Annotated in this window: 23 protein-coding genes; 13 read left to right on the top strand and 10 right to left on the bottom strand. The window is 72.7% G+C overall.

The genetic code is table 11. From position 1 onward, the window contains the following. Positions 1 to 5 precede the first annotated feature (5 nt). The 6 genes from narH to AB0O21_RS02990 all read left to right on the top strand — a co-directional run bounded on the left by narH (position 6) and on the right by AB0O21_RS02990 (position 7,291). Positions 6 to 1,526, top strand: coding sequence for a nitrate reductase subunit beta (narH, locus tag AB0O21_RS03015; RefSeq protein WP_365165495.1), 1,521 nt, complete (start codon positions 6 to 8; stop codon positions 1,524 to 1,526). After that, positions 1,523 to 2,191 (top strand): nitrate reductase molybdenum cofactor assembly chaperone, encoded by a 669-nt coding sequence (gene narJ, locus AB0O21_RS03010; protein ID WP_365165493.1) that lies wholly within the window; start codon positions 1,523 to 1,525, stop codon positions 2,189 to 2,191. The genes narH and narJ overlap by 4 nt, the downstream gene beginning before the upstream one ends. Continuing rightward, a complete protein-coding gene (gene narI / locus AB0O21_RS03005; protein WP_365165491.1) occupies positions 2,191 to 2,916 on the top strand; it encodes a respiratory nitrate reductase subunit gamma in 726 nt (241 codons plus the stop codon). Before narJ ends, narI begins: the two co-directional genes overlap by 1 nt. Continuing rightward, complete coding sequence (locus AB0O21_RS03000; RefSeq protein WP_365165489.1) at positions 2,913 to 4,121, top strand: TIGR04053 family radical SAM/SPASM domain-containing protein; 1,209 nt, start codon at positions 2,913 to 2,915, stop codon at positions 4,119 to 4,121. Before narI ends, AB0O21_RS03000 begins: the two co-directional genes overlap by 4 nt. A gap of 46 nt (positions 4,122 to 4,167) precedes the next feature. Beyond that, complete coding sequence (gene hemG / locus AB0O21_RS02995) at positions 4,168 to 5,544, top strand: protoporphyrinogen oxidase (RefSeq protein ID WP_365165487.1); 1,377 nt, start codon at positions 4,168 to 4,170, stop codon at positions 5,542 to 5,544. 154 nt (positions 5,545 to 5,698) lie between these two features. Then, positions 5,699 to 7,291, top strand: a complete 1,593-nt coding sequence (locus tag AB0O21_RS02990) for an alpha/beta hydrolase (protein ID WP_365165485.1) — start codon at positions 5,699 to 5,701, stop codon at positions 7,289 to 7,291. Positions 7,292 to 7,341: 50 nt separating this feature from the next. On the opposite strand, the gene moeZ is transcribed toward AB0O21_RS02990, so the two are convergent. From moeZ to AB0O21_RS02955, 7 genes are all read right to left on the bottom strand, one after another. Further along, positions 7,342 to 8,520, bottom strand: a complete 1,179-nt coding sequence (gene moeZ / locus AB0O21_RS02985) for an adenylyltransferase/sulfurtransferase MoeZ (protein WP_365165483.1) — start codon at positions 8,518 to 8,520, stop codon at positions 7,342 to 7,344. Positions 8,521 to 8,598: 78 nt separating this feature from the next. Further along, positions 8,599 to 9,354, bottom strand: coding sequence for a spherulation-specific family 4 protein (locus tag AB0O21_RS02980; RefSeq protein ID WP_365165482.1), 756 nt, complete (start codon positions 9,352 to 9,354; stop codon positions 8,599 to 8,601). Continuing rightward, positions 9,342 to 10,337 (bottom strand): NAD-dependent epimerase/dehydratase, encoded by a 996-nt coding sequence (locus tag AB0O21_RS02975; RefSeq protein ID WP_365165480.1) that lies wholly within the window; start codon positions 10,335 to 10,337, stop codon positions 9,342 to 9,344. Before AB0O21_RS02975 ends, AB0O21_RS02980 begins: the two co-directional genes overlap by 13 nt. Positions 10,338 to 10,410: 73 nt before the next feature. Then, the gene (locus AB0O21_RS02970) at positions 10,411 to 11,361 is read right to left on the bottom strand and encodes a hypothetical protein (RefSeq protein ID WP_365165478.1); all 951 of its coding nucleotides are present in this window, start codon (positions 11,359 to 11,361) and stop codon (positions 10,411 to 10,413) included. After that, the gene (locus AB0O21_RS02965; protein WP_365165476.1) at positions 11,358 to 12,971 is read right to left on the bottom strand and encodes a DUF3492 domain-containing protein; all 1,614 of its coding nucleotides are present in this window, start codon (positions 12,969 to 12,971) and stop codon (positions 11,358 to 11,360) included. Before AB0O21_RS02965 ends, AB0O21_RS02970 begins: the two co-directional genes overlap by 4 nt. Before the next feature lie 219 nt (positions 12,972 to 13,190). Further along, entirely contained in the window at positions 13,191 to 14,591 is a 1,401-nt protein-coding gene (locus AB0O21_RS02960) for a DUF3152 domain-containing protein (RefSeq protein ID WP_365165474.1), read from the bottom strand. A 5-nt stretch (positions 14,592 to 14,596) separates the two neighbouring features. After that, a complete protein-coding gene (locus AB0O21_RS02955; protein ID WP_365165472.1) occupies positions 14,597 to 15,565 on the bottom strand; it encodes an alpha/beta hydrolase in 969 nt (322 codons plus the stop codon). 131 nt (positions 15,566 to 15,696) lie between these two features. Here AB0O21_RS02955 and AB0O21_RS02950 point away from each other — a divergent pair, with 131 nt between their 5' ends. The 4 genes from AB0O21_RS02950 to AB0O21_RS02935 all read left to right on the top strand — a co-directional run bounded on the left by AB0O21_RS02950 (position 15,697) and on the right by AB0O21_RS02935 (position 17,466). Further along, complete coding sequence (locus tag AB0O21_RS02950) at positions 15,697 to 15,912, top strand: hypothetical protein (protein ID WP_365165470.1); 216 nt, start codon at positions 15,697 to 15,699, stop codon at positions 15,910 to 15,912. Positions 15,913 to 16,038: 126 nt separating this feature from the next. Further along, entirely contained in the window at positions 16,039 to 16,686 is a 648-nt protein-coding gene (locus AB0O21_RS02945; RefSeq protein WP_365165468.1) for a TetR/AcrR family transcriptional regulator, read from the top strand. 120 nt (positions 16,687 to 16,806) lie between these two features. Then, positions 16,807 to 17,034, top strand: coding sequence for a DUF3107 domain-containing protein (locus tag AB0O21_RS02940; protein WP_329379530.1), 228 nt, complete (start codon positions 16,807 to 16,809; stop codon positions 17,032 to 17,034). 132 nt (positions 17,035 to 17,166) lie between these two features. Continuing rightward, positions 17,167 to 17,466 (top strand): hypothetical protein, encoded by a 300-nt coding sequence (locus AB0O21_RS02935; protein ID WP_365166342.1) that lies wholly within the window; start codon positions 17,167 to 17,169, stop codon positions 17,464 to 17,466. 100 nt (positions 17,467 to 17,566) lie between these two features. Here the strand turns inward: AB0O21_RS02935 and AB0O21_RS02930 are convergent, their stop codons facing one another. Next, on the bottom strand, positions 17,567 to 18,325 hold the full coding sequence (locus AB0O21_RS02930) for a ferritin-like fold-containing protein (RefSeq protein ID WP_365165465.1): 759 nt from the start codon (positions 18,323 to 18,325) through the stop codon (positions 17,567 to 17,569). Between the two features lie 471 nt (positions 18,326 to 18,796). On the opposite strand from AB0O21_RS02930, the gene AB0O21_RS02925 reads away from it, so the two are divergent. The 3 genes from AB0O21_RS02925 (at position 18,797) to AB0O21_RS02915 (ending at position 22,053) form a co-directional block, all read left to right on the top strand. Next, a complete protein-coding gene (locus AB0O21_RS02925; RefSeq protein WP_365165463.1) occupies positions 18,797 to 20,809 on the top strand; it encodes a DEAD/DEAH box helicase in 2,013 nt (670 codons plus the stop codon). A 110-nt stretch (positions 20,810 to 20,919) separates the two neighbouring features. Further along, complete coding sequence (locus AB0O21_RS02920; RefSeq protein WP_365165461.1) at positions 20,920 to 21,801, top strand: alpha/beta hydrolase; 882 nt, start codon at positions 20,920 to 20,922, stop codon at positions 21,799 to 21,801. Positions 21,802 to 21,900: 99 nt separating this feature from the next. After that, positions 21,901 to 22,053, top strand: coding sequence for a hypothetical protein (locus AB0O21_RS02915; protein ID WP_365165459.1), 153 nt, complete (start codon positions 21,901 to 21,903; stop codon positions 22,051 to 22,053). Positions 22,054 to 22,123: 70 nt separating this feature from the next. On the opposite strand, the gene AB0O21_RS02910 is transcribed toward AB0O21_RS02915, so the two are convergent. Together AB0O21_RS02910 and AB0O21_RS02905 are read right to left on the bottom strand one after the other, a co-directional pair. Next, positions 22,124 to 22,729 carry a MarC family protein gene (locus AB0O21_RS02910; protein WP_365165456.1) on the bottom strand — a complete coding sequence of 202 codons (606 nt, stop codon included), beginning with the start codon at positions 22,727 to 22,729 and terminating at the stop codon, positions 22,124 to 22,126. 123 nt (positions 22,730 to 22,852) lie between these two features. Beyond that, on the bottom strand, positions 22,853 to 23,716 hold the full coding sequence (locus AB0O21_RS02905; protein ID WP_365165454.1) for a PHP domain-containing protein: 864 nt from the start codon (positions 23,714 to 23,716) through the stop codon (positions 22,853 to 22,855). Positions 23,717 to 24,480: the final 764 nt, after the last annotated feature.

Below are 24,480 nucleotides of genomic sequence, written 5' to 3'. Positions count from 1 at the left end.
CGGAGATGCGCGTCATGGCACAGATCGCGATGGTCATGAACCTCGACAAGTGCATCGGCTGCCACACCTGCTCGGTCACCTGCAAGCAGGCGTGGACCAACCGGCGGGGCACCGAGTACGTCTGGTTCAACAACGTCGAGACCCTCCCCGGCCAGGGCTACCCGCGCCGCTGGGAGGACCAGGAGAAGTGGAAGGGCGGCTGGGAGCGCACCCGCTCCGGCCGGCTCCGCCTGAAGGCCGGCGGCCGGCTGAAGAAGCTGGGGAGCATCTTCGCCAACCCCCACCTGCCCGAGATCGACGACTACTACCAGCCCTGGACCTACGAGTACAAGAACCTCACCGAGGCACCGGCGGGCGACGACCTGCCCACCGCCCGCCCGGTCTCACAGGTCACCGGCGAACCGATCGACACGATCGAGTGGGGTCCGAACTGGGACGACAACCTCGGCGGCGCCCCCGCCCACGCGCCCCGGGACCCGATCGTGGAGAAGATCCGCGACGAGGTCGGCGAGAAGATCCGCTTCGAGTTCGAGCAGAGCTTCATGTTCTACCTGCCCCGGATCTGCGAGCACTGCCTGAACCCGGCCTGCGTCTCCTCCTGCCCCTCGGGCGCGATGTACAAGCGCGAGGAGGACGGCATCGTCCTCGTCGACCAGGACCAGTGCCGCGGCTGGCGGATGTGCGTGACCGGATGCCCGTACAAGAAGGTGTACTTCAACCACCAGACCGGCAAGGCCGAGAAGTGCACCTTCTGCTTCCCGCGCATCGAGGTCGGCATGCCGACCGTCTGCTCGGAGACCTGCGTCGGGCGGATGCGCTACCTCGGCGTGATGCTCTACGACGCCGACAAAGTCGCCGAAGCGGCCGCCGTGGAGGACGAGCAGGACCTCTACCCGGCGCAGGTGGAGTGCTTCCTCGACCCGTCCGACCCCGCCGTGATCGCCGCCGCCCGCGCGTCCGGCATCACCGAGGAATGGCTCGAAGCGGCCCGGAACTCGCCCGTCTACGACCTCATCGCCACCTACCAGGTCGCCCTCCCGCTGCACCCGGAGTACCGGACCATGCCCATGGTCTGGTACGTGCCCCCGCTCTCCCCCGTCGTCGAGGCGGTCGCCGCCACCGGCAGCGACGGCGAGGACGCGGGCAACCTCTTCGGGGCCATCGACGCGCTGCGCATCCCCGTCGAGTACCTCGCGGCGATCCTCACCGCGGGCGACACCCACGCCGTCGAGGCGGTGCTGCGCCGGATGGCCGCGATGCGCGCCTACATGCGGCGGGTCAACCTCGGTGAGGAGAGGGACGAGTCCATCGCGGAGGCGGTCGGGCTCACCGGCGTCGAGATGGAGGACATGTTCCGGCTCCTCGCCATCGCCAAGATCGAGGACCGCTTCGTGGTCCCCAGTGCCGCGCGCGCCGACGCGGACGCGCTCGCCGAATCCCATCCGCTGGACGACGGCTGCCCCGTGGGTGCGGTGAGCGAGCCGCGCGTGATGCTCAACCTCAGCCCGACCAGGAGGAGTTCGTGAACCCCGAGACCCCCGATGCCCTGGTGCGCCTCGTCGCCGGCTGCGCCCTGCAGTACCCCGGCGACCATTTCCACGACGAACTCCCGCGGCTCCGTGCGGCCCTCGCCGGGGCGCCCGCCGAACCGGCCGCGCTGCTCGGCTCCTTCCTCGACCACGCCGAGTCCCTGGGCCCGATCGAGCTGTGCGCCGAGTACACCTCCACCTTCGACACCCGGGGCCGCCGCTGCCTCTACCTCACCTGGTGGGTGGACGGCGACACCCGCCGCCGGGGGCTGTCCCTGGTCCGGTTGAAGCGGATCTACCGGGACTTCGGGCTGGAGTTCGCAGGCGAGGAGCTGCCCGACTTCCTGCCCGTGGCCCTGGAGTTCGCCGCGCTGCGCGAGGAGGCCGGCACGGAGCTGCTCCAGGAGCACCGGGCCGGGCTGGAGCTGCTGCGGATCGCGCTCACCGACGCCGGATCCCCGTACGCGCGGGTGCTGGAAGCGGTCTGCGCGACGCTGCCGGGCCCGTCCCCCGAGACGAAGGCCGAGGCGAAGGCGCTCGCGCGCAGCGGGCCGCCGCAGGAACTGGTGGGCGCCGGATCGCCCCTCGAACCCTTCGGGCCGGGCATCGACATGCCGCGGGACCTACCCTGGCCCACCCTCGCGGAAAGGCGGACGGCCTGATGGACCTCCTGCTGTGGGGCGTGCTCCCGTACGTCTCGGTCGTCCTGCTGATCGCCGGCACGGTCTGGCGGGCCCGCTACGACACGTTCGGCTGGACCACCCACTCCACGCAGCTGCACGAGTCGCGGCTGCTGCGCATCGGCTCGCCGCTGTTCCACTTCGGGATGCTCTTCGTGGTGCTGGGGCACGTGGTGGGCCTGCTGATCCCGATGGGCTGGACCGACGCGATCGGGATCAGCGATCACACGTACCACCTGCTGGCCGTGTCCACGGGCGCGGTGGCGGGCGTGGCGGCCGCCGCCGGGATCGGCATCCTCGTCCACCGGCGCTTCACGGTGCCTGCCGTGCGCCGGGCGACGCTGAAAAGCGACCACCTGATGTACACCTTCCTGCTCGGCGCGATGGCCCTCGGCCTGGCGGCGACGGTCCTCAACTCCACGGGGATGACCGGCGGCTACAACTACCGCGAGGGCATCTCGGTCTGGTTCCGCAGCCTGTTCACCCTCACCCCCGACTACCACCTGATGGCGGGCGCCCCGCTCGCCTTCAAGCTGCACATCCTGTTCGGGTTCACCCTGTTCGCGCTGATCCCGTACTCGCGGCTGGTGCACATGTTCTCGGCGCCGCTGAAGTACCTGTTCCGGCCGTACGTGGTCTACCGGCGGCGCGATCCGCGGCAGCTGGCCAACCGGCCGTCCAAGCGCGGATGGGAGCGGGTGTCGTGAGGCCGCGCACCGTGGTCCGCCGGCCCCGGCACGCCGTGTCCGAGCGGCCGTTCATCGTCATCTGGGAGGCCACCCGGGCCTGCCCGCTGGCCTGTCTGCACTGCCGGGCCGAGGCGCAGACCGCCCGCCACCCCGGGGAGCTGGACGGCGCCGACGCCCGCCGGGTGATGGACCGGGTCGCCGGGTTCGGCAGGCCGAGCCCGCTCTTCGTGATCACCGGCGGGGACCCGTTCCAGCGCGCCGACCTCACGGAGCTGATCTCGTACGGGACCTCGCTGGGCCTGCGCGTCGCGGTCTCCCCCTCCGGTACGCCGACCCTCACGCGGGACAACCTCGCCGCCGTCCGGGACGCGGGCGCGGTGGCGCTGTCGCTCTCCCTGGACGGTTCGACGGCCGAGCGGCACGACGCCTTCCGGGGCGTCCCCGGGGTGTACGACTGGACCCTGGACGGCTGGCGGGCGGCCCGGGAGCTCGGGCTCAAGGTGCAGGTCAACACGACCGTCACGCGTGACGGTCTGGAGGACCTGGCCGATGTCGCGGCGCTCGTGAAGCGCGAGGGCGCGATGCTGTGGTCGGGTTTCGTCCTGGTCCCCACGGGCCGCGGGGAGCAGCTGGACCCGCTCACCCCCGGCGAGATCGAGGACATACTGCACTTCCTGTACGACTGCGGTTCGGTGATGGCCACCAAGACCACCGAGGGGCACCACTTCCGCCGGGTCGCCCTCCAGCGCGCCGTCCTCGACGCGCGCGGGGAGCGCCCGGAACTGGGCCCGCTGTACCGGCGGCTGACCGCCCGTGCGGTGGAGCTGGGGGTCTTCGAGGGGGAGCGGCGGGCGGTGCGCCGCCCGCCGATGGACGTCTCCTCGGGGCGCGGCTTCGTCTTCATCTCGCACACGGGCGAGGTGCACCCCTCCGGCTTCCTGCCCGTCTCGGCGGGCAACGTCAAGGACCGGCCGCTGACCGAGATCTACCGGGAGTCGGAGCTGTTCGAGCGGCTGCGGGACCCTGATCTGCTACGCGGGAAGTGCGGGGCGTGCGAGTACAAGACGGTGTGCGGCGGTTCGCGCTCGCGGGCGTACGGGTTCACGCGCGACGTGCTGGAGGCGGACCGGTACTGCGCGTACGAGCCCGGCAGCTTCCCCTATCCGGACGATGTCCGGGCTCTGGCCGAAAGGACGAGGCGCCGGCCCACGACACCGGCATAAGTTTCAAGTGGGAACAAATCGGTCGCGTCGGTCGCGGGAGAAGACAATGCGTTCAGTGATCGTCATCGGTGGCGGAATCAGCGGACTGGCCGCCGCATGGCAGTTGCGCGGCCAGGCCGACGTGACCGTACTGGAGAGCCACGGCAAGGTCGGCGGCAAGCTCCGCACCGGCACCATCGCCGGAATCACCGTCGACGAGGGCGCCGAATCCCTCATGGCCCTGCGGCCGGAGGCCGTGGAGCTGGCGGCCGCCGTCGGACTCGGCGACGCCCTGTGCGACCCGGCGAAGGCGCCGATCACCATCTGGACGGGCGGCGCGCTGCGGCCGCTGCCGGCCGGGCACGTCATGGGCGTCCCGACCGACCCCTCGGCCCTGATCGGCACCGGACTGCTCTCGCCGCCGGGCGTGGCGCGGGTGGCCGCGGAGGAGAACCTCCCGGCGGCGCCGCTGACCGAGGACTGCTCGGTCAGCGACTACCTCTCGGCACGGTTCGGCCAGGAGGCGGTGGACCGGCTCGTGGAACCCCTGCTCGGCGGGGTCTACGCCGGGCGCGCCGAACGGCTCTCGCTGCGCGCGGCCATGCCGAGGATCGCGGCGCTCGCGGAACAGGGCGGCCCGCTGCTGCCGGCCCTGCGGCGGATGAGGGCGGCGGGCGCGCCGCGGTCGGCGCCGGTGGCCGTCCAGGGCGTGGTCGGCGGTACCGGACGGTTCCCGCTCGCGGTCGCCGAGGCCTGCGGGGCGCGGATCCTGACGGGCACCACGGCGCGCTCCCTCCAGCGGCTGCCGGGTGACCGGTGGCGGGTGCAGGCCATGACGGGCGACGGGGCCCTCACCATCGAGGCGGACGCGGTCATCCTGGCGCTGCCCGCCTTCGCCGCGGCGGAGCTGCTGCGCCCGCACTCCCCGCCGGCGGAGGCCGAGCTCTCCGCGATACCGCACGCCTCCACCGCGGTGATCACGATGGCGTTCTCCCGCGCCCAGGCCCATTTCCTCCCGGAGGGCAACGGCTTCCTGGTCCCGCCGGTGGACGGGCACACCCTGAAGGCGGCGTCCTTCCTCTCCAACAAGTGGTCCTGGCTGCGTTCCGCGGCCCCCGACACCTTCGTCCTACGGGCCTCCATCGGCCGCATCGGCGAGGACGAGCTGCTCTCCCGCCCGGACCGGCACCTGGTGCGCTCCGCGATCGGCGAACTCCACCGCGCGGTGGGCCCGATGGGCGAGCCGCTCGCCGCCCGCGTGACCCGCTGGGAGCGGGGCCTGCCCCAGTACGGCGTCGGCCACCGCGACCGCGTGCGCCGCATCCGCGAGGCCACCGCGAAGCTCCCGGGGCTGGCGCTGTGTGGTGCGGCCTACGAGGGCGTGGGCGTAGCCGCCTGCGTGGCCACGGGCCGAGCCGCCGCCAAGGCGACCCTGTCGCCCTGACACCCCGAACCGTCCGGCTCCGCCGAGACGCTGAGCAGGGCGGGCCCAGCCGCGGGGCGGGCGCAAGGCGTGGGGCGGGCGCAAGCCGAGCGGCCGGGCACCCGTTCGGGTCAGCGCGGGGGCGTGGGGAGGGGCGGGCGCTGAGGATGGGGGCATGTCCACAAACGCCTGGCGGGTCACCGCCGCCGCCACGCTCGCCGCCGCGCTGCTCGCCACCGCCGGCTGCTCCGACGACGGGAGCGGGAGCGAGAGCGGGAAGGAGGCGAACGCCGACGGCGGCCGGCCGGCCAAGCCGCTGAAGTGGGAGAACTGCCCCGCCCCCACCCCCCTGGAGGGCGGCGGCCAGGCCCCGCCCAAGGGCTGGCAGTGCGCCACCCTCGACGTCCCCCTGGACTACGCGAAGCCCGAGGGCGAGACCATCCCGATCGCCCTGATCCGGGCCAAGGCACGGGACAAGGACAAGCGGATCGGGTCGCTCGTCTTCAACTTCGGCGGCCCCGGCGGCTCCGGCATCACCACCCTGCCCGGCGCCGCCAAGGAGTACGAGGCGCTGCGCTCCCGGTACGACCTGGTCAGCTTCGACCCCCGGGGGGTCGGCCGCAGCGCGCCCGTCCGCTGCGAGGACGACAAGCAGCTGGACGCGTACTACGCCCAGGACGCCTCCCCCGACACCCCCGAGCAGGAGAAGGCGTTCGTCGAGAACATCCGGCAGTTCCAGCGGGCCTGCGAACGCAATTCCGCCAAGGTGCTCCCCCACGTGGGGACGGAGAACGCCGCCCGCGACATGGACCGCATCCGCCAGGCCCTCGGCGACGAGAAGCTGCACTACTTCGGCATCTCCTACGGCACCGAGCTCGGCGGGGTCTACGCCCACCTGTTCCCGAAGAACGTCGGCCGGGCCGTCTTCGACGCCGTCGTCGACCCGACCAAGACCTCCGAGGAGAGCGCGCTCGGCCAGGCCAAGGGCTTCCAGCTCGCGCTCGGCAACTTCGCCCAGGACTGCGTGGACCGCGGCGACGAGTGCAAGCTCCCGGGCAGCACCGCCAAGGAGGTCGAGGCGAACGTCATCAAGCTCCAGAAGGAGCTGTCCGTGAAGCCGATCCCCGGCATCGGCGACCGGCAGCTCACCGAGACCACCGCGACCAACGGCATCGCCCAGGCCCTGTACTCCAAGGAGCTGTGGCCGCTGCTGGAGCAGGGCCTCGACGAGGCCGACGGCGGCCAGGGGCAGCTGCTGATGGCGCTCTCCGACGCCCTCAACGGGAGGAACGAGCACGGCCAGTACAGCAACATCGGCGCCGCCAACTCCGCGATCAACTGCGCGGACTCCAAGGACCGTTACACGCTGGAGCAGACCAAGGCCAAGCTGCCGGACTTCCGTTCGGCCTCGCCCGTGTTCGGGGACTTCCTCGGCTGGGCCATGATGGGCTGCACCGACTGGCCGGTCGCGGGCGCCTGGGAGACCCCGGACGTCTCCGCCCCCGGGGCCGCCCCGATCCTGGTGATCGGCAACACCGGCGACCCGGCCACCCCGTACGAGGGCGCGCGCAAGATGGCGGAGCGGCTCGGCAAGGGCGTCGGCGTGGAGCTCACGTACAAGGGCGAGGGCCACGGCGCGTACAACAGCGGCGACACGTGCGTCCAGGACAAGGTCAACACGTACCTCCTGGAGGGCAAGCCTCCCGCCTCCGGCGCTGTGTGCACGGCGGGCGCAACCCCGACCCCGTCCAGCCCCGCCGGCGTTTGAACACGCGAAGGGGCCGTACCTCAGCGAGGTACGGCCCCTTCAGCCACGGCCTAGTACACCGGCTTCTCGGGCTCGATCTGGTGGACCCAGCCGATGACGCCGCCACCGACGTGGACCGCGTCCGCGAAGCCCGCGGACTTCAGCACCGCGAGGACTTCCGCACTGCGGACACCCGTCTTGCAGTGCAAGACGATGCGCTTGTCCTGCGGCAGGTCCTGCAGGGCGGTGCCCATCAGGAACTCGCCCTTGGGGATCAGCTTCGCGCCGGGGATCGAGACGATCTCGTACTCGTTGACCTCACGGACGTCGATGATCTCGATGGGCTCCTCGGTGTCGATCCACTCCTTGAGCTGCTTGGGAGTGATGGTCGAACCGGCGGCCGCCTCCTGGGCCTCTTCCGACACGACGCCGCAGAAGGCCTCGTAGTCGATGAGCTCGGTGACGGTCGCGTTCGGACCGCAGACCGCACAGTCGGGGTCCTTGCGGACCTTGACCTGGCGGTACTGCATCTCCAGGGCGTCGTAGATCATCAGACGGCCGACCAGCGGCTCGCCGACGCCCGTGAGGACCTTGATGGCCTCGGTGACCTGGATGGAACCGATGGACGCGCAGAGCACGCCCAGCACGCCGCCCTCGGCGCAGCTCGGGACCATGCCCGGCGGCGGGGGCTCCGGGTAGAGGCAGCGGTAGCACGGGCCGTGCTCGGACCAGAAGACCGAGGCCTGGCCGTCGAAGCGGTAGATCGAACCCCACACGTACGGCTTGTTCAGCAGCACGCAGGCGTCGTTGACGAGGTAGCGCGTGGCGAAGTTGTCCGTGCCGTCGACGATGAGGTCGTACTGGCTGAAGATCTCCATCACGTTCTCGGCTTCGAGCCGCTCTTCGTGAAGGACCACGTTGACGTAAGGGTTGATGCCCAGCACGCTGTCGCGGGCCGACTCGGCCTTGGAACGGCCGATGTCCGCCTGGCTGTGGATGATCTGGCGCTGCAGGTTCGACTCGTCGACCTCGTCGAACTCGACGATGCCCAGCGTGCCGACGCCGGCCGCGGCCAGGTACATGAGGGCGGGCGAGCCGAGGCCGCCGGCGCCCACGGCGAGCACCTTCGCGTTCTTCAGGCGCTTCTGGCCGTCCATCCCGACATCGGGGATGATCAGGTGACGCGAGTACCGGCGGACCTCGTCAACGGTGAGCTCAGCAGCTGGCTCGACCAGGGGTGGCAGCGACACGGGGACTCCAAGGTCATCCCCGCGGACGCGGGGAGTATTTGTAGGTTGTTCTATCCCGTAACAGTGCCACGCCCTTTTTCATTCCGAGACACCCGTCCCGATCCTCGAGACGATTTCGTCCCAGTACGCGGGCATCGAGGTCCACGGGTCCCGGTCGGCGGCGCCCCGCCGGTCGGTGAACCAGATCGTGCCGGCGCCCTGCCAGCGGGCGATCCGGACCGCCTCCTCCAGGTGCGTGCGCGGCACCCCGTGGACGAGGTGGCAGAAGCGCTCCGCGGGATGGTCGGCGGTCCACTCGGCCACCTGTGACCAGCGGTAGTCGGCCCAGGCGCCGGAGAAGGTGACCAGTTGGTCGGCGGCCTCCGCGTAGCCCTCGTAGGGGTGGGTGCCGTGCCCGAGCACGATCCGTAAGCCCTCCCCCAGTCCGCGCAGGGCGTCCGAGATCCGGCGCACCGCGGCCAGGTCCGCCTTGTCGGCGGGGGCCCCGGCCAGGTAGAAGCCGCCGACCCCGTACCAGTCGCGGAAGCGGTGGGCGTCGGAGACCAGCTCGCCGAAGGAGCGTGCGCCGTCGCGCATCGCGAGATGGCCGAGCACCGTGCCGCCCGCCGTACGCAGCTTCGCGGCCGCCTCCGTGCAGTGCGGGTCGGGGCGCCCGCCCGGGCCGTCCGTGACATTGAGCACGGCCCAGTGCAGCGGGGTGCCGGGGCGGGTCAGCTCGGCCCACTCGACGGGGGCGAGCAGCGGGTGCGCGTAGCCGGGGATGCCGAGACCGAGGCTGCCGGCCTCGGTCGCGGCGGCCGTCGCGGCCCCGGGCGGGGTGGTCAGATGCGGCACGCCGCCTCCATCCAGATGTCCGCGAGGGACTCCTCCAGGTTGATCCGGGGCCGCCAGCCGAGCCGGTCGCGGGCGGTCCGGACGTCGGCCTGCTGCCAGGCACCGCAGCCGTCGGGGTACGGGTACGGCTGCGGGGCCGTGGCGGCGAGCTGCTCGGCGGTGGCCTCGGAGCGCGGGGACCCGATGGCGGAGAGCCCGCCGGGGCGCCCGGGCTGGGGTCCGCCGTGCGGGACGTCCAGCTCGTGCAGGGCGCCCCCGTAGCCGGCGACCCGCGCCAGCACGGCGGCCGCGTCGCGCAGCCGGACCGCGCGGCCGGTGCCGATGTTCACCACGCCCTGGGCCGCCGACAGGGAGGCGGCGTGCACGGCCCGCGCCACGTCCCGTACGTCCACGAAGTCGCGCTGCACGCCGAGCCCGCTGAGCTTGAGCTCCCCGTCGCCGGACTGCATGGCGCGGCGCATCGCCTCGGCGAGCCGGCCGAGCGGGGATCCGGCGGGGGTGCCGGGGCCGACGGGCGAGAAGACGCGCAGCACGACGGCGTCCAGCCCGGAGCCGAGCACCAGCTCGGTGGCGGCCAGTTTGCTGACTCCGTACGGCCCGCCGGGTCTCGGCACGGCGTCCTCGGCCGTCGACGACCCGGGCTGGCTGGGCCCGTACTCGGCGGCACACCCGAGCTGGACGAGGCGGGCCCCGCAACCGCTGCGGCGCAGCGACTCGCAGATGGTCGCCACGGCCACGGTGTTGTGCCGGGTCAGCTCCCGGGCCCCGCCCCGGGTGGCGCCGGCGCAGTTGATGACGACGCCCGGGTGGACGGCGTCGAGGAAGCGGGTGAGCGCACCGGGGCTGCCGGTCGCGAGGTCGAAGCGGACGTCGGCGTCGTCGCCGCGGCCGAGCGCGGTGAGCTGCACGGCGGGGTCGGCGAGCAGCCGGTCGGCGACGTAGCGGCCGAGGTATCCGTTGGCTCCGATCAGCAGCACCCTCATCGCGTGGCCCCTTGGTTGGTTGGCTGGCCGGTCATGTCCTTGTTCTCCTTGTGAATGGGTGGATGGGGCGACGTCAGGGACGTGCGTGCGCGGAAGCCCGGGACAGCACGAGTACGGCCTGTACGAGGAGTCCCGCGGCGGCGGCGAGGACCGCCGCCGGGAACGGGACCAGGGCGAGCGCCAGCGCCGCGGCGACCGGTCCCGTGCGGGTGCCGTGCCGGAGCAGGAGGCGGGTCAGGAACAGCAGCAGGGCGAACGGCACGGCCACGCCCGCCGGTGCCCCGGCGAGGGCGGCCGCCCCGGCGGCGGCCGCGGTGAAGATCGCGGCCACCACGAGGAACAGGGGCCGGGCCCGGTCCGCGAACTCCTCCAGGGCGCGGCTCCCGGCGAGCCGGGCCCGGGCCTTGGCGGCGTACGCCTCGGCGGCCAGGTGGGCGGGGGCGACGGCCAGCGCGAGTCCGACGCCGAGGGCGGTGCCGTGCCGGTGCACGGCCCAGCCGACGACGGCCGCGGCGAGCAGGTACGGGCCCCACGCGAACCGCCGCCCGGCGGGCCGGCCGGGCCACACGAGCGCGGCGACGGTGACCACCGCGGCCAAGGCCCCGGCCCACGCCGGCCCGGCGGCGGCCGCCCCCAGCCCGACGGCCCCGGGCAGCAGGGCGTACCCGAACCCCCGGAACGCCGGGGCCGGGGCCGGGGCCCCTGCGGGGACGCTCCCGGGGTGCTCCGCGCGGGGGGTCCGGGCGTACAGCTCCTCGGCGAGCGAGAAGACGTCCCGGTGCCGGAACCGCGCGGCGGTCCGGTCGGTGATCCCGTGCGCCTCCAGCCCGGCGGCGATCTCCAACGGGTCGACGGCCCGCTCGCACAACTCCCGATGCCGGTGCAGCAGCGCCTTGACCGGATCCCCCGCGGCCCGTCGCCGGGCCATTCCAGCCCCGTCGGCGTTTGAGGCGCGGGGGTCCGGGGGCAGCGCCCCCGGCAACGGCGCCGCACCCACCTGCGCACCCGGCTCGACCGTGGTCATACGGCAGCCTCCGAGGCGGGAGCCGCACCGGCGGGAGCCGGATCCGGCACGGCCCACGAGGGGCTCGTCCAGTGCCCCGGGACCCGGGCCTCGGCGGGCCGGGCGAAGGGGATCACCCCGTCAGGCCGCGTCGCGGACCCCCGCGCCAGCAGGGCCAGGTAGACGTCCCGGAAGGCGCCCACGTTCTGCTCGACGGTGAACAGCTCCAGCGCCCGCGCCCGCGCCGCCGCACCCAGCCGCTGCGCCCGCTCGGGATCCCGCAGCAGCGACAGGCACGCGTCGGCCAGCGCCCGCGGATTGCGCGGCGGTACGACGAGCCCCGTACCGCCGATGACCTCGCACACCGCGCCCACGTCCGTCGACACGGTGGCCCGGCCGCTGAACATCGCCTCGGCCAGGGTGATCGGGAAGCCCTCGATCACCGAGGACAGCACCACGATCCGGCCCGCCCCGTACGCCTCCGCCGAGGACGCGGCGTCGGGTCCGCCGATCTCCTCGAAGGTGACGGGGTTCTCCCCCACCGTCACGGCGTCCGCGGCCTCGTCGGGGAAGATCTGCGCCGCCAGCGAGCGGCAGTCGGCGAGGTAGCCGGGGGCCACGGCGGTGGCGAAGATCCGCAGCCGGGTCCCCGGCTCGGCCTTGCGGACCTCGGCGAAGGCGTGCAGCAGCCCCACGAGGTCCTTGGCGGGCTCTATCCGCCCGACCCACACGAGCGTGTCGGGGTCCCCGCAGTCCGGGGCCTCGCCGACGGTGGCGAATCGGTCCGCCTCCATCCCGGGGTAGACCGTCCGCACCCGCTCCCGGGGTGCTCCGCACCGCTCCTGCCAGCGCCGGGCGTGCGCGTTCCCGGGTGTCAGGAGGTCGGCGGCGGCGTAGATCTCGCCGGCCAGCCGGAGGTGGAAGGCGGCGAGCAGGGCCCGCACGGTGGGCCGGGCCGCCCGCCGCTGCTCCAGGTAGTGGGAGCGGAGCTGGACCCCGTACTCGGTGACCAGCAGCGGGACCCCGAAGAAGCGTTTGGCCAGCAGCCCGGGGATGGCCGCCACCCCGCCCGCCGCCGCGTGGCAGACGTCGACCGCGCCGAGACCGCCGGGTTCCTCGTACCAGTCGAGGGACAACGGCCGCAGCATGCGCTCCAGTTCGTCGACGAACTCCAGCAGGTCCACCACCTGCACCGCCTGTACGGTGCGGCTCGCGCCCGGCGCCCGGCAGGCGGCCTCCAGCACCCGCACGGCGGACTCCGACCGCAGCGCGGCGTACAGCCCGCCCTGGTCGCGCCCGAGTTCGGCGAGCCCGTACAGCCCGTCGGAGAACGGCCCGGCCTCGTCCGCGCAGATGCCCCGGACCAGGTCCTTGAAGCAGTCGGCGAACCGTCGCCGCTCGCGCCGGCCGTAGGTCCGCCCGTCGTCCGCGGGGGCCCACAGGGGGGCCGTGCGGACCCGGGTGACGTGGTCGGGGAGCAGCACCCGCGCACGCTCCTGGTCGGCGTCGCGACTCAGCGCGTAGAGCTCGAACTCGTGCTGCGGGAGCCCGCGCACGAGCCGGTCGCACCACAGCCTGGCCTCGCCCGTCGCATACGGATAACCACCTTCCGTGAGTAGTCCGATCCGCACGAGTGGCACCCCCGTTCTCCCGTTCCAGGCGGTCGCCGTCGGTCTGGCGACCCGCCGCGGGAGAACTCAAGCGGATATGCGAAAGGCGCGGCGGACGGTTGTCCGTCGCGCCACCGGAAGGGGTGAAGTGTCGTAACTTTCCCCTACGGTTCGCGTTTGAGCGCGCTAGGAAGAGCGTGGGGTGCTGTGCGAAACCCCGGCGCAGCCGCTCTGGGTGCCTCAACTACCCGGATACACCCAGGGGTTGGGCTTGCACTGAATGCCGTCGATGTCGAGGGACTTGGTCTGCTGCTGCATGATCGGGGCGAGCGCGCCGGGCGTCTTGCAGCTCACGTGCCCGTGGCCCAGGCGGTGGCCGACCTCGTGGTTGATGAGCATCTGGCGGTAGCTGAACATCTGCTCCGGGCCGTACGTCGCCGAGCCCTGCGCCCAGCGGAACGCGTTGATCATCACCCGCTCGGTGGACGCGGAATCGCAGGAGACGTTGTCGATGGTGGTGTCCAGGCCCGACTTGGCGCACCACTTGCCGGTGGTCCCCGGGCTGGCGAGGGTGACCACGAAGTCGGCGGTGCCGCCCGGCACCCGCTCGAAGGTCATCGCGCCGCCGTGACCCCAGCTGCGGTCGTCGTTGAGGGTGCGGTGGACGGCCTCGGCGAAGAGCGCGGAGTCCAGGGCGAGGCCCTGTTCGACGTCGACGCGGTAGCGCACGAGCCTGCCCTTGCCGGGGGCCTTGGCGACTCCGGGCACGGTGTCGAAGGTGCCGGGGCCGGTGAGCTTCGCGTCGATGGGCAGCTGCTGGGCCATCTTCTGCTCGTACGTCGGCTCCGGCGCGGCCGGAGCGGGCGGGGCGGCGGGGGTGGTGGCGACGGGAGCCTGCGGCGACGGGCTGTTGGCGGCGTTGTCGGCCGGGACCTCGCCGGGGGCGGCGAGCGGGTTCGGTTTCGCGCCCTCGCCCTCCGAGGTCACCTGGCCCGCGACGACCACGGCGAGGACGGTGGTGACGGCGGCCGCGGCCATCCCGGTGTACGTACGGACCTTCAGGCCGCGGCCGGAGCCGGGGCGCTCGGCCTCGGGGGCGACGGGATCCGCCGGCCCCCGCGGCCCGGGCACGCGCACCTTGCGGTGGGAGCCGGTGGAGGTGACGGGGTCGGGCGCGGACACCGGCGGGGGCGCGGGCGCGGCGGCCGGCATCGGCGCCGGCTGCGCGAGGTTGATCTGCGGGAAGCCCACCGCGGGCGTGCCGAAGGCGGGGGTGTCGGTGTCCAGGAGGGCGGTCGGCGCGGAGGCGGAGCGGGGGCGCGGTGCCCCGCGCCAGTCCCCGTACCGGGAGCCGGTGTCGGGGCCGGCGCCCCAGGCGCCGCCGGATTCGTAACTCTGGGGGTGTCCGCCGGCCCGCAAGTCCTGGGGCACGTACCCCTGGTGGGTGACGGTGGGTTCGGGCCGGCGCCGGGCGCGCGGCTCCTCGAAGACGTGGTCGTACTCGTACTCGTACTGGTTCTCGTACCCGTACCCGTACTCGTAGTCGTACCCAAGGTGGCGCTCCGGGCCCGGTGCCGCCGGGGCGGGGGCGGGATCCGGGGCCGGGGCAGCGGCAGGGGTTTTTCGACTATGTCGTCCCACGGTTCTCAGCCCTTGCCGTCTTCGGTATCTCGGAGCAGCTCCCGGAAGGCGGCGGCCACCACCTCGGGGTACTCCATCATCGCCACGTGTCCGGCCTCGGGCAGCGTCAGCAGCCGCGAGCCGCGGAAGGACGCGGCGGCCTTGCGCGCCATACGGTACGAGACCAGCTGGTCCCGGCCACCGTAGACGAGCAGCGTCGGTGCGAGCACCCGCTGTGCCTGACGCCACAGTCCGTGCTGCCCGCCCAGGGTGTAGGCGTCGACGATGCCGCGCGAGGAACGGGTCATGGCGTCCCAGAAGTACGGCAGTTCCATCCGCCGCTCCATCTCCGCGACGGCGCCCCGGAAGCCCTCGGGACTCACCCGTGCGGGGTCTCCGTAACAGAGGTCCGTCACTCCCCGGGTGCGCTGTTCGGCGCTCATGCCCCGGGTCAGCCGGCTGAAGAGGGCGGCCACGCCGGGCACGGCGAGCATCGCGGTCGGCACGGCGCCCTTCTGCACGCGCAGCTCGGGCAGGGCGGGCGAGACCAGCGTCAGGGTGCGCACGAGGTCGGGCCGGACGGCCGCGACCCGGGTGGAGACGGCGCCGCCGAGGGAGTTCCCGAAGAGGTGCACCGGGCCGCGGCCGGCCGCGTCGAGGTGGCGGATGACGGCGCGGGCGAAGGCCGTCACCGAGTAGTCCCGGTCGCCGGGCGGCGGGGACCAGCCGAAGCCGGGCAGGTCGACGGCCTCCCCGTCGACGGTGCCGGCCAGCTGCCCCATGAGCGCCGACCAGTTCTGCGAGGAACCGCCGAGTCCGTGGACGAACAGCGCGGGCGGCAGGTCCGCGGCCAGCGGCGGGCGGACCCGGAAGTTGAGCTCCAGCCCGGGCAGCACGACGGTGCGCGACTGCTCCCCTTCGGCCACCGGAGCGGCTCCCACCAGGGAGGACAGCTCGGCGGTGGACCGTACGCCCGGCAGCTCGGTGGAAGACATGCGGGCAATGTTACGAGACGATCACGCCCGACCTCCTGTGTTCGCGGTCACAGATGTGTGGAGATCCCTATAGCGGGGTATCCGCGATCCTCCTAGGCTCGTAAGTGAACCAAGGAAGCGAGGGCAGCGGCATGACTGTCGACCCTGCGGAGCCGGACAGCTTCCGGGAGCAGTTCCCGGAGGCCCTGGACGCCGAGGCGCCCGAGGCGGACGTGGCGGAACAGCTGGCCGAGTTGCAGCCGGGCGAGGACGACCCGGTCTCCGGCCGGGAGCGGGGCGAGGCCGCCGACGGCGACGCCGCCGAGCAGGCGCGAGTGGTGCCGCTGGACGAGGACGACTACCGCTGACCAGCACATCCGACCGGTCCGTACCGCGAGAAAACTCGGCTTGAACCCTACAGATTCGGTTACCGAAAAGTACGATGGCGGCGCGGCGCAGAGCGCACTGTGTTCTTAGAGAAAGTGGGAGGCGGCGTGACAGCCATCGAGCAGACCGAGGCAGCGCGTCCGCGGGGCACGCGACTGCCGCGCCGAGCCCGGCGCAACCAGCTGCTGGGCGCGGCCCAGGAGGTTTTCGTCGCGCAGGGTTACCACGCGGCGGCGATGGACGACATCGCCGAGCGCGCCGGGGTGAGCAAGCCGGTGCTGTACCAGCACTTCCCGGGCAAGCTCGACCTGTACCTCGCGCTGCTGGACCAGCACTGCGAGGCGCTGTTGCTCGCCGTGCGCGGCGCGCTGGCCTCGACGACGGACAACAAGCTGCGCGTGGCCGCGACGATGGACGCCTACTTCGCGTACGTGGAGGACGAGGGCGGCGCCTTCCGGCTGGTCTTCGAGTCCGACCTGACGAACGAGCCGGCGGTGCGCGAGCGCGTCGACCGCGTCTCGCTCCAGTGCGCCGAGGCCATCTCGGACGTCATCGCCGAGGACACCGGCCTGTCCAAGGACGAGTCGATGCTGCTGGCCGTGGGCCTGGGCGGGGTCTCGCAGGTCGTGGCGCGCTACTGGCTGTCCAGTGAGAGCCCGGTCGCCCGGGACACGGCGGTCGGTCTGCTGACCTCGCTGGCGTGGCGCGGTATCGCGGGCTTCCCGCTGCACGGCACGGAGGCCGGCCAGGCCTGACCGGCCGTTGTTCGCTGCGAGCGTGTCCGCTCCGCGCGGTTCGCGTCGCCTCTCCGGGCTAATGTGGACCGCGTACGGCGCGGCTGATCGCGCGAAACGGACCGTCGGAGGGACAAAGCCGTGGAGGTCAAGATCGGCGTGCAGCACGCACCCCGGGAGATCGTGCTGGAGAGCGACCTGAGCGCCGAGGAGCTGGAGCGCATCGTCGCCGCCGCACTGTCCGGCACGGAGCCGCTGCTGAGCCTCACCGACACCAAGGGTCGCAAGGTCCTGGTGCCGTCCGACCGCCTGTCGTACGTCGACCTGGGCGAGCCGGCGGCGCGCAAGGTCGGTTTCGGCGCGCTCTGACGGCGTTCGGAACGCACGCAGAACTGGGCGAAACGGCCCGGTGGTTGATTCCACCGGGCCGTTTCCCTTTCTTCCGCTTCGGGTAGGACGGCAGTGACCCGGTTTACCCCGACGTGTGGGAGGGACCTCATGCTGCTGATGGAAGCGCTCGGCTCTGCTCTGCTGGGCCTCGCCCTGTCCGCGACGGCCGCGCGAGCGCTGGCGCGGCGGCTGCCCTCCGTGAGAGTCGTGCTGGTCAGCGGGGTGCTGGGGGCGCTTTTCGGCGCGTATCTGACGCACACGGCGCTGGGTCCCGGGCACAACACCCTGGCGGCGACCTTCACCGGCGCGGTGCTGGTGTCGGCGGTGGTGCTGTCGCTGCTGCTCCGTCCGGCCTCCGGGCCCCGCAGGCCGTCCCACAGGACTCCGTTTTCGCTCCCGTCGCGGGGATGACTAGCGGCCTGTCGCCATGGTCGCCCGCTTCGTCGAAGCCCTACGCCGACGGCCCCCGCGCACGGTTCGCGCAGGGGCCGTCGGTGCGTACGGGTACGGCTCAGGCCGCCAGGCCCAGGGCCGCCATGCGCTTGGTGTGGGCCTTGGTGATGCGGGTGAACATCTCGCCGACGGCCGCCAGGTCGAAGCCGGCCGCCATCCCGTCGACGCCGCCGACCAGCATCGTGGACAGCGCGTCGCGCTCCGCGACCACGCGCTGGGCCTGCGAGAGGGCCTCGCCCATCAGCCGGCGGGCCCACAGGGCGAGCCGGCCGCCGCAGCGCGGGTCCGCCTCGATGGCGGCGCGGACCTTCTCGACGGCGAAGTTTCCGTGGCCGGTGTCGTCGAGCACGCCGAGGACGAGCGCCCGGGTGTCGGTGTCGAGGTGGCTGGCGACCTCGCGGTAGAAGTCGCTGGCGATCGAGTCGCCGACGTACGCCTTGACCAGGCCCTCCAGCCAGTCCGACGGCGCGGTCTGGCGGTGGAAGTCGTCGACGCCCTTGGCGAAGGGCTCCATGGCGGCGGTGGGCTCGGCCTCGATGGCGGCGAGCCGGTCGCGCAGGCGCTCGAAGTGGTGGAACTCGGCGGAGGCCATGGCGGCGAGCTCGGCCTTGTCGTCGAGGGTGGGCGCGAGCTTCGCGTCCTCCGCGAGGCGCTCGAAGGCCGCGAGCTCGCCGTACGCGAGCGCGCCGAGCAGGTCCACGACGGCGGCGCGGTACTGGGGCGAGGCGGAGGCCGCCGCCCAGTCCTGGGCGGCGATGCCCACGGCTTCGGCGGGGGTGCTGTCGTCGGCGGGCGAGGCGTTTTCAACGGTCGACATGCTCCGCACAATAGCCCGCCGAAAGGCGCATCAAGTCACCACACCTACTCACTGTCGGAGGACCTAAACGCGCCTACCCGGTGAATTCACCCGACACACCTGCGCGAATCCGGGGTACAGTGGTAATGCGCCTGCCGGATACTCGGCGGGCCATCCGAATGAGGATGCCCGGTCGGTGGCCCGATCGGCTCCAACCGACCGCCCTCGGTGTGGTGCGTACGTTCATGCGTACCGCCTCCCACGAGGGGCCCCCTCAGCGGCAGATGCGCTTGAGCGAAGGCTAGTGGTCCCGCGCGGCTTCGTACGCAGTAGTACTGCAAGCACAGCACGGTACGACCCCCCTCGCCGCCTCGCGCCGCGTCTCACAGAAGAGGCAGCACCCTGACTACGTTCCGAGACCTCGGGATCTTTCCCGAGACGGCCGAAGCCCTTGAGGCCGTCGGCATTGTGTCCCCCTTCCCGATCCAGGAGATGACCCTCCCCGTCGCCCTTTCGGGCACGGACGTCATCGGCCAGGCCAAGACCGGAACCGGCAAGACGCTCGGTTTCGGCCTTCCCCTGCTGGAGCGGGTCGTCGTCCCCGCGGACGTCGAGGCCGGCCGGGCCAAGCCCGAGCAGCTGACCAACGCTCCGCAGGCCCTCGTGGTGGTTCCGACCCGCGAGCTGTGCACCCAGGTCACCAACGACCTGCTCACCGCGGGCAAGGTCCGCAACGTCCGCGTCCTCGCCATATACGGCGGCCGCGCGTACGAACCCCAGGTCGAGGCGCTCAACAAGGGCGTCGACGTGATCGTCGGCACCCCGGGCCGCCTGCTCGACCTGGCCGGGCAGCGGAAGCTCGACCTGTCGCACGTCAAGGCGCTCGTCCTGGACGAGGCCGACGAGATGCTCGACCTGGGCTTCCTGCCCGACGTCGAGAAGATCATGGGCTACCTGCCCGCGAAGCGTCAGACCATGCTGTTCTCGGCGACCATGCCGGGCGCGGTCATCGGCCTGGCCCGCCGGTACATGACGCAGCCCACGCACATCCGCGCCGTCTCCGAGGACGGCGAGGGCGCGACCGTCGCGAACATCACGCAGCACGTCTTCCGTGCGCACAACATGGACAAGCCGGAGCTCGTCTCCCGCATCCTGCAGGCCGACGGCCGCGGGCTGGCCATGATCTTCTGCCGTACCAAGCGCACGGCGGCCGACATCGCCGAGCAGCTGGAGAAGCGCGGCTTCGCATCCGGCGCCGTCCACGGCGACCTGGGCCAGGGTGCGCGCGAGCAGGCGCTGCGCGCGTTCCGCAACGGCAAGGTCGACGTGCTGGTGTGCACCGACGTCGCCGCGCGCGGTATCGATGTCGAGGGTGTGACCCACGTCATCAACTACCAGACGCCGGAGGACGAGAAGACCTTCCTGCACCGCGTGGGCCGCACCGGCCGCGCGGGCAACAAGGGCACCGCCGTCACCCTGGTCGACTGGGACGACATCCCGCGCTGGCAGCTGATCAACAAGGCGCTGGAGCTGGACTTCCACGACCCGGTCGAGACGTACTCCACGTCCCCGCACCTGTTCGAGCAGCTGAACATCCCGGCCGGCACCAAGGGCATCCTGCCGCGCGCCGAGCGCACGCGGGCCGGCCTGAAGGCCGAGGAGCTCGAGGACCTGGGCGAGACCGGCGGCCGCGGTGGCCGTGGCGGCCGCGGTCCGGCCGCCGCCGCCGCCGTGGCGACGGAGGAGCGCCCCGCGCGCACCCGTACGCCGCGCCAGCGCCGCCGTACCCGTGGCGGTGCGGAGCTGGGTGCAGAGGCCTCCGCCGTCACTCCGGTGGCCGAGGCTCCGGCGGCTCCGGCCGCCGACGAGCCGCGCAGGCCGCGCCGTCGCCGCACCCGTGTGGGCACGGTGCCGGCCCAGGCGGTCGAGGCGGCTCCGGTCGTCGAGGCGGCTCCGGTCGTCGCGGCTCCGGTCGCGGAGGCCCCGGTCGCCGAGGCCCCGGCTGCCGAGGCCCCGGTCAAGGCGCGCCGTACGCGGACCCGCAAGGTCGTCGAGGCCGCGCCCGAGCCGGACTTCCAGATGGCCCCGCTCGTGGAGCCCGTCAGGACGCTGCGCCGGCCGGTCCGGAAGGTCGAGACGGCCAACGAGCCGGACTTCCAGATGGCTCCGCCGGTCGAGCCGGTGAAGGCCCGCCGTACCACCCGGACCCGCAAGGCCGCCGAGGCCGCTCCGGTGACTCCGGTCGCGGAGGCCCCGGCCGAGGAGGCTCCGGCCAAGCCGAAGCGGACCCGGACCCGCAAGGTCGCCGAGGCCGCTCCGGCCGTCGCCGAGGCCGCCGCCGTGGCGGAAGAGGCTCCGGCCAAGCCGAAGCGGACCCGGACCCGCAAGGTCGCCGAGGCCGCTCCGGCCGTCGCCGAGGCCGCCGCGGTGGCCGAGGAGGCTCCGGCCAAGCCGAAGCGCACGCGCACCCGCAAGGCCGCGGCCGCGGCCGCGCCGGAGGCGTAAGCGCCACCGGCTCCCGTACCGCACCGATGGCCCCGGCCCCTTTCGAGGGGGCCGGGGCCATCGGCGTACCGGGGCTGCCCGCGAAACGTACGGGCCGGTAACCTCGGGCCATGAGCAAGCCGCCGCGCCTCACCCTGCCGTCCGTCGCCCGCGCGTACCGCCTGTCCACCTCCCGCGGCGAGTTCGCCGTGCACGAGGCCGGCGGGCCCGCCCGCGGCACCGCCCTGCTGGTCCCCGGGTTCACCGGGAGCAAGGAGGACTTCATCGGCCTCCTGGAGCCCCTGGCCGCCGCCGGGTACCGGGTGGTCGCCGTCGACGGGCGGGGGCAGCACGAGAGCCCCGGCCCGCGCGAGGAGGCCCCGTACGCCCTGGAGGAGCTGGCGCAGGACGTCCTCGCGCAGGCCCGGGCGCTGGAGGCGGGCCCGGTGCACCTGGTCGGCCACTCGCTCGGCGGGCTGATCTCGCGGGCCGCCGTCCTGCGCGACCCCTCGCCGTTCGCCTCGCTGACCTTGATGAGCAGCGGGCCGGCGGCGATCTCGGAGGAGCAGCAGGCCCGTACGAAACTGCTGGTCGCCGCACTGGAGGCGATGGGCGACACTGCGCCCGATCAAAGCATGCCGGGGATCTGGGCGGCGATGCGGGCCCAAGACTCCGAGGACGCGGTCGCGGACTCCCCCGAGCTGGCGGGGTTCCTGCGCGGGCGGTGGCTGGCCACGGCGCCCGAGCAGTTGATCGTCACGGGCCGGGTGCTGATCTCCGAGCCCGACCGGGTGGACGAGCTCCGCACGGTCGGCCTGCCGAAGCTGGTCCTGTCCGGCGAGGTCGACTACGCCTGGCCGGTCCCGCTGATGGACGAGATGGCGCGGCGGCTGGGTGCGGAGCGGGTGGTCGTGCCGGGCACGGAACACTCGCCGAACGCGGAGTCGCCGGGGGTCACGGCGGGCGCGCTGGCCGCGTTCTGGGACTCCGCCACGGACTCCCGCACCCGCTAGTACTTAGCCAGTGAAAAAATTTCTTTAGCGTAGGGAATGATTGCGGCTTACCCTTCGTTAACACCTGTGCAAGGTGAACACCGACGAAGGGAGAAGCCCGTGCGCTTCGAGATTCTGCGCCTGGACGACGTCGACGGAACCGCCGTGGACAGCACCGTCGTGGACGCGTCCTCCGTCAACCGGATCGTGCAGCAGGCCGCGGCCGTCGGCCAGCGCATTCTGATCCGACCGGCCGAGAGCGCGTCCAACTGACGACGCGCGCGATACGTCGACGCCCCCGCACCGATTTTCCGGTGCGGGGGCGTTCGCATACGCGGGGGCGTCAGGCGCCGCGCACCACCTGGAGCACGCCGTTGATGATCTGCTGGACGGCGATGGCGGAGAGCATCATGCCGGCGAGCCGCGTCACGAGCACGACACCGCCGTCCTTGATGACCCGAATGATCACCAGCGAGTAGCGCATGGTGAACCACAGCACCACGTGCATCGCGATGATCGCGGACCAGACGGAGATCTGGCCCGCGGCCCCGTCGGCCTTCTGCACGGCGAGGATGACGGACACGATCGCGCCGGGCCCGGCCAGCAGCGGCATTCCGAGCGGGACGAGGGCCACGTTCACGTCCTTGGTCTGCTTCGGCTCGTCGGTCTTGCCGGTGAGCAGGTCCAGCGCGATGAGCAGGAGCAGCAGACCACCGGCGATCATCAGCGCCGGAACGGAGACGTGCAGGTAGTCCAGGATCTGCTGGCCGCAGATACCGAACACGGCGATGACGCCGAAGGCCACGCAGACGGCCTGCCAGGCCATGCGGCGCTGCACTTTGACGGGGCGCCCGGAGGTCAGGGCGAGGAAGATCGGCGTGATCCCCGGGGGGTCCATAATCACAAAAAGCGTGAGAAAGAGGGATCCGAAGACGGCGAAATCAAACACAGTGATGCCTTGCAGAAGAGGGGTGTCGCGACATGGGGGTATCGCGCAGAAGCAGAAGGAAATTGCACGATCGGGAGGGAGCGGAAGCGGGGGCGATGGAGCGGGCGGGCCGAAGGCCGCCGGTCAGCTCGCGCGTCCGCCGGCGCCGGGCACCGGGAAGGCCCCGGTCGCGCGGCGCGTGATCTCGCCGTAGATCTCGGGGTCGGTCGTGTACTCCCCGAGGCGGCAGGTCTTGCGGCTGCCGTGGTAGTCGCTGGAGCCGGTGGTCAGCAGACCGAGGTCCGCGGCCAGGCCGCGCAGCCGGACGCGGGTGTCGGCGTCGTGGTCCATGTGGTCCACCTCGATGCCGTCCAGGCCCGCGGCCGCCAGCTCGGCTATCGCGGCCTCGGGCACGCACTCGCCGCGCTTGACGGCGAGGGGGTGCGCGAAGACGGTGACCCCGCCGGCCGCCTTGACCAGGCGGATGGCGTCGAACGGGTCGAGCTCGTGCTTCTCGGCGTACGCGCGGCCGCCGTCGGCGAGCCAGTCGGGCGTGAAGGCGTCCGACACGGTGGGCACGACGCCCAGCTCCACGAGGGCGGTGGCGATGTGCGGCCGCCCGACGGAGCCCTCGCCGGCGATCCGGGCCACCTGCTCCCAGGTGACGTCCACGCCGAGGTCCTGGAGCTTGCCGACCATGGTCTGCGCGCGCGGGGTCCGGTCGTCGCGCACGAGCTCCCGCTCGCGGGCGAGCTCCGGCTCCTCGGGGTCGAAGAGGTACGCGAGCATGTGCATCCCGACGCCGTCGAGGCGGCAGGACAGCTCGGCACCGGTGACCAGGGTCAGCCCGGCCGGCACCGCGGCGATGGCCTCGGCGTACCCGCCGACGGTGTCGTGGTCGGTCAGCGCGACCACGTCCAGCCCGGCGGCCGCGGCGTTGCGCACCAGCTCGGCGGGGGTGTCCGTACCGTCGGAGGCCGTGGAGTGGGCGTGCAGGTCGATGCGCACAGCCGGGCTCCATGGTTCACGCGGACGGGGGACACTCCAGGGTACCGCCCACAAGGCGGGTGGTGGCCCCACGGGGCGTGGCGTACGGGGCTCACGGCGCGGGCCGGCCATCTCCCCCTCGGGGCGTGGGGGCGGGGCGGTGTTTGCCCAGGCGCCCCCTGGGTGCGGCGGTGGCTTCGCGGTTGGCGGGGTCCGGGCCGGCCGGAATCAGAGATGTCCTGGGGGGTTTCCCGTCAGTCCCATAGTCCTTCCGTGTCGGGCCGGCCTGTAAAGGGCGCTCACTACGTTCGCGTCGCTTCGCGATGGCCTTCGGCCACCCTTGACAGGCCGTCCCGCCACGGAAAGACAAGAGACTGCCGGGAAACCCCCAAAAGAACGGGCCGGGGGATAGAAGAAAGGGGCGGGTCAGTCAGGGATGTCCGACCCCGCCCGGTAGGGGGCACGCCCTGCCTCGGGCCCTGCCATCTCTTCCCCGCCCCGGGCAGGCGGCGCAGCCGCCAATGAACCTCGACCACAAGGAGCTCGGGGCCGGTGGGCGCGTCAAATCGCTACGCGCTCCTCGAAGACGGCGTCTGCAACCGGTCTTGGGCTGGTCTAGGCGCAACGGATCGCTACGCGCTCCTCGATGACGGCGTCCGACGGCAGTCTGGGGCTGGTCTAGGCGCCACGGATCGCTACGCGCTCCTCGATGACGGCGTCCGACGGCAGTCTGGGGCTGGTCTAGGCGCCACGGATCGCTACGCGCTCCTCCATGACAGCGTCCG

Origin of the sequence: Streptomyces sp. NPDC091371 (assembly GCF_040684275.1) — a bacterium.
Classification (GTDB): domain Bacteria; phylum Actinomycetota; class Actinomycetes; order Streptomycetales; family Streptomycetaceae; genus Streptomyces.
The sequence above is the reverse complement of the archived record's forward strand: the minus strand, read 5'-3'. Positions and strand labels throughout refer to the sequence as shown.

Bases quoted from the DNA above. Each gene is read 5' to 3' on its own strand.
- narH (WP_365165495.1), top strand. From the start codon at position 6: ATGCGCGTCATGGCACAGATCGCGATGGTCATGAACCTCGACAAGTGC.
- narI (WP_365165491.1), top strand. From the start codon at position 2,191: ATGGACCTCCTGCTGTGGGGCGTGCTCCCGTACGTCTCGGTCGTCCTG.
- hemG (WP_365165487.1), top strand. From the start codon at position 4,168: ATGCGTTCAGTGATCGTCATCGGTGGCGGAATCAGCGGACTGGCCGCC.
- AB0O21_RS02990 (WP_365165485.1), top strand. From the start codon at position 5,699: ATGTCCACAAACGCCTGGCGGGTCACCGCCGCCGCCACGCTCGCCGCC.
- AB0O21_RS02975 (WP_365165480.1), bottom strand. From the start codon at position 10,337: ATGAGGGTGCTGCTGATCGGAGCCAACGGATACCTCGGCCGCTACGTC.
- AB0O21_RS02970 (WP_365165478.1), bottom strand. From the start codon at position 11,361: ATGACCACGGTCGAGCCGGGTGCGCAGGTGGGTGCGGCGCCGTTGCCG.
- AB0O21_RS02955 (WP_365165472.1), bottom strand. From the start codon at position 15,565: ATGTCTTCCACCGAGCTGCCGGGCGTACGGTCCACCGCCGAGCTGTCC.
- AB0O21_RS02950 (WP_365165470.1), top strand. From the start codon at position 15,697: ATGACTGTCGACCCTGCGGAGCCGGACAGCTTCCGGGAGCAGTTCCCG.
- AB0O21_RS02930 (WP_365165465.1), bottom strand. From the start codon at position 18,325: ATGTCGACCGTTGAAAACGCCTCGCCCGCCGACGACAGCACCCCCGCC.
- AB0O21_RS02925 (WP_365165463.1), top strand. From the start codon at position 18,797: ATGACCCTCCCCGTCGCCCTTTCGGGCACGGACGTCATCGGCCAGGCC.
- AB0O21_RS02920 (WP_365165461.1), top strand. From the start codon at position 20,920: ATGAGCAAGCCGCCGCGCCTCACCCTGCCGTCCGTCGCCCGCGCGTAC.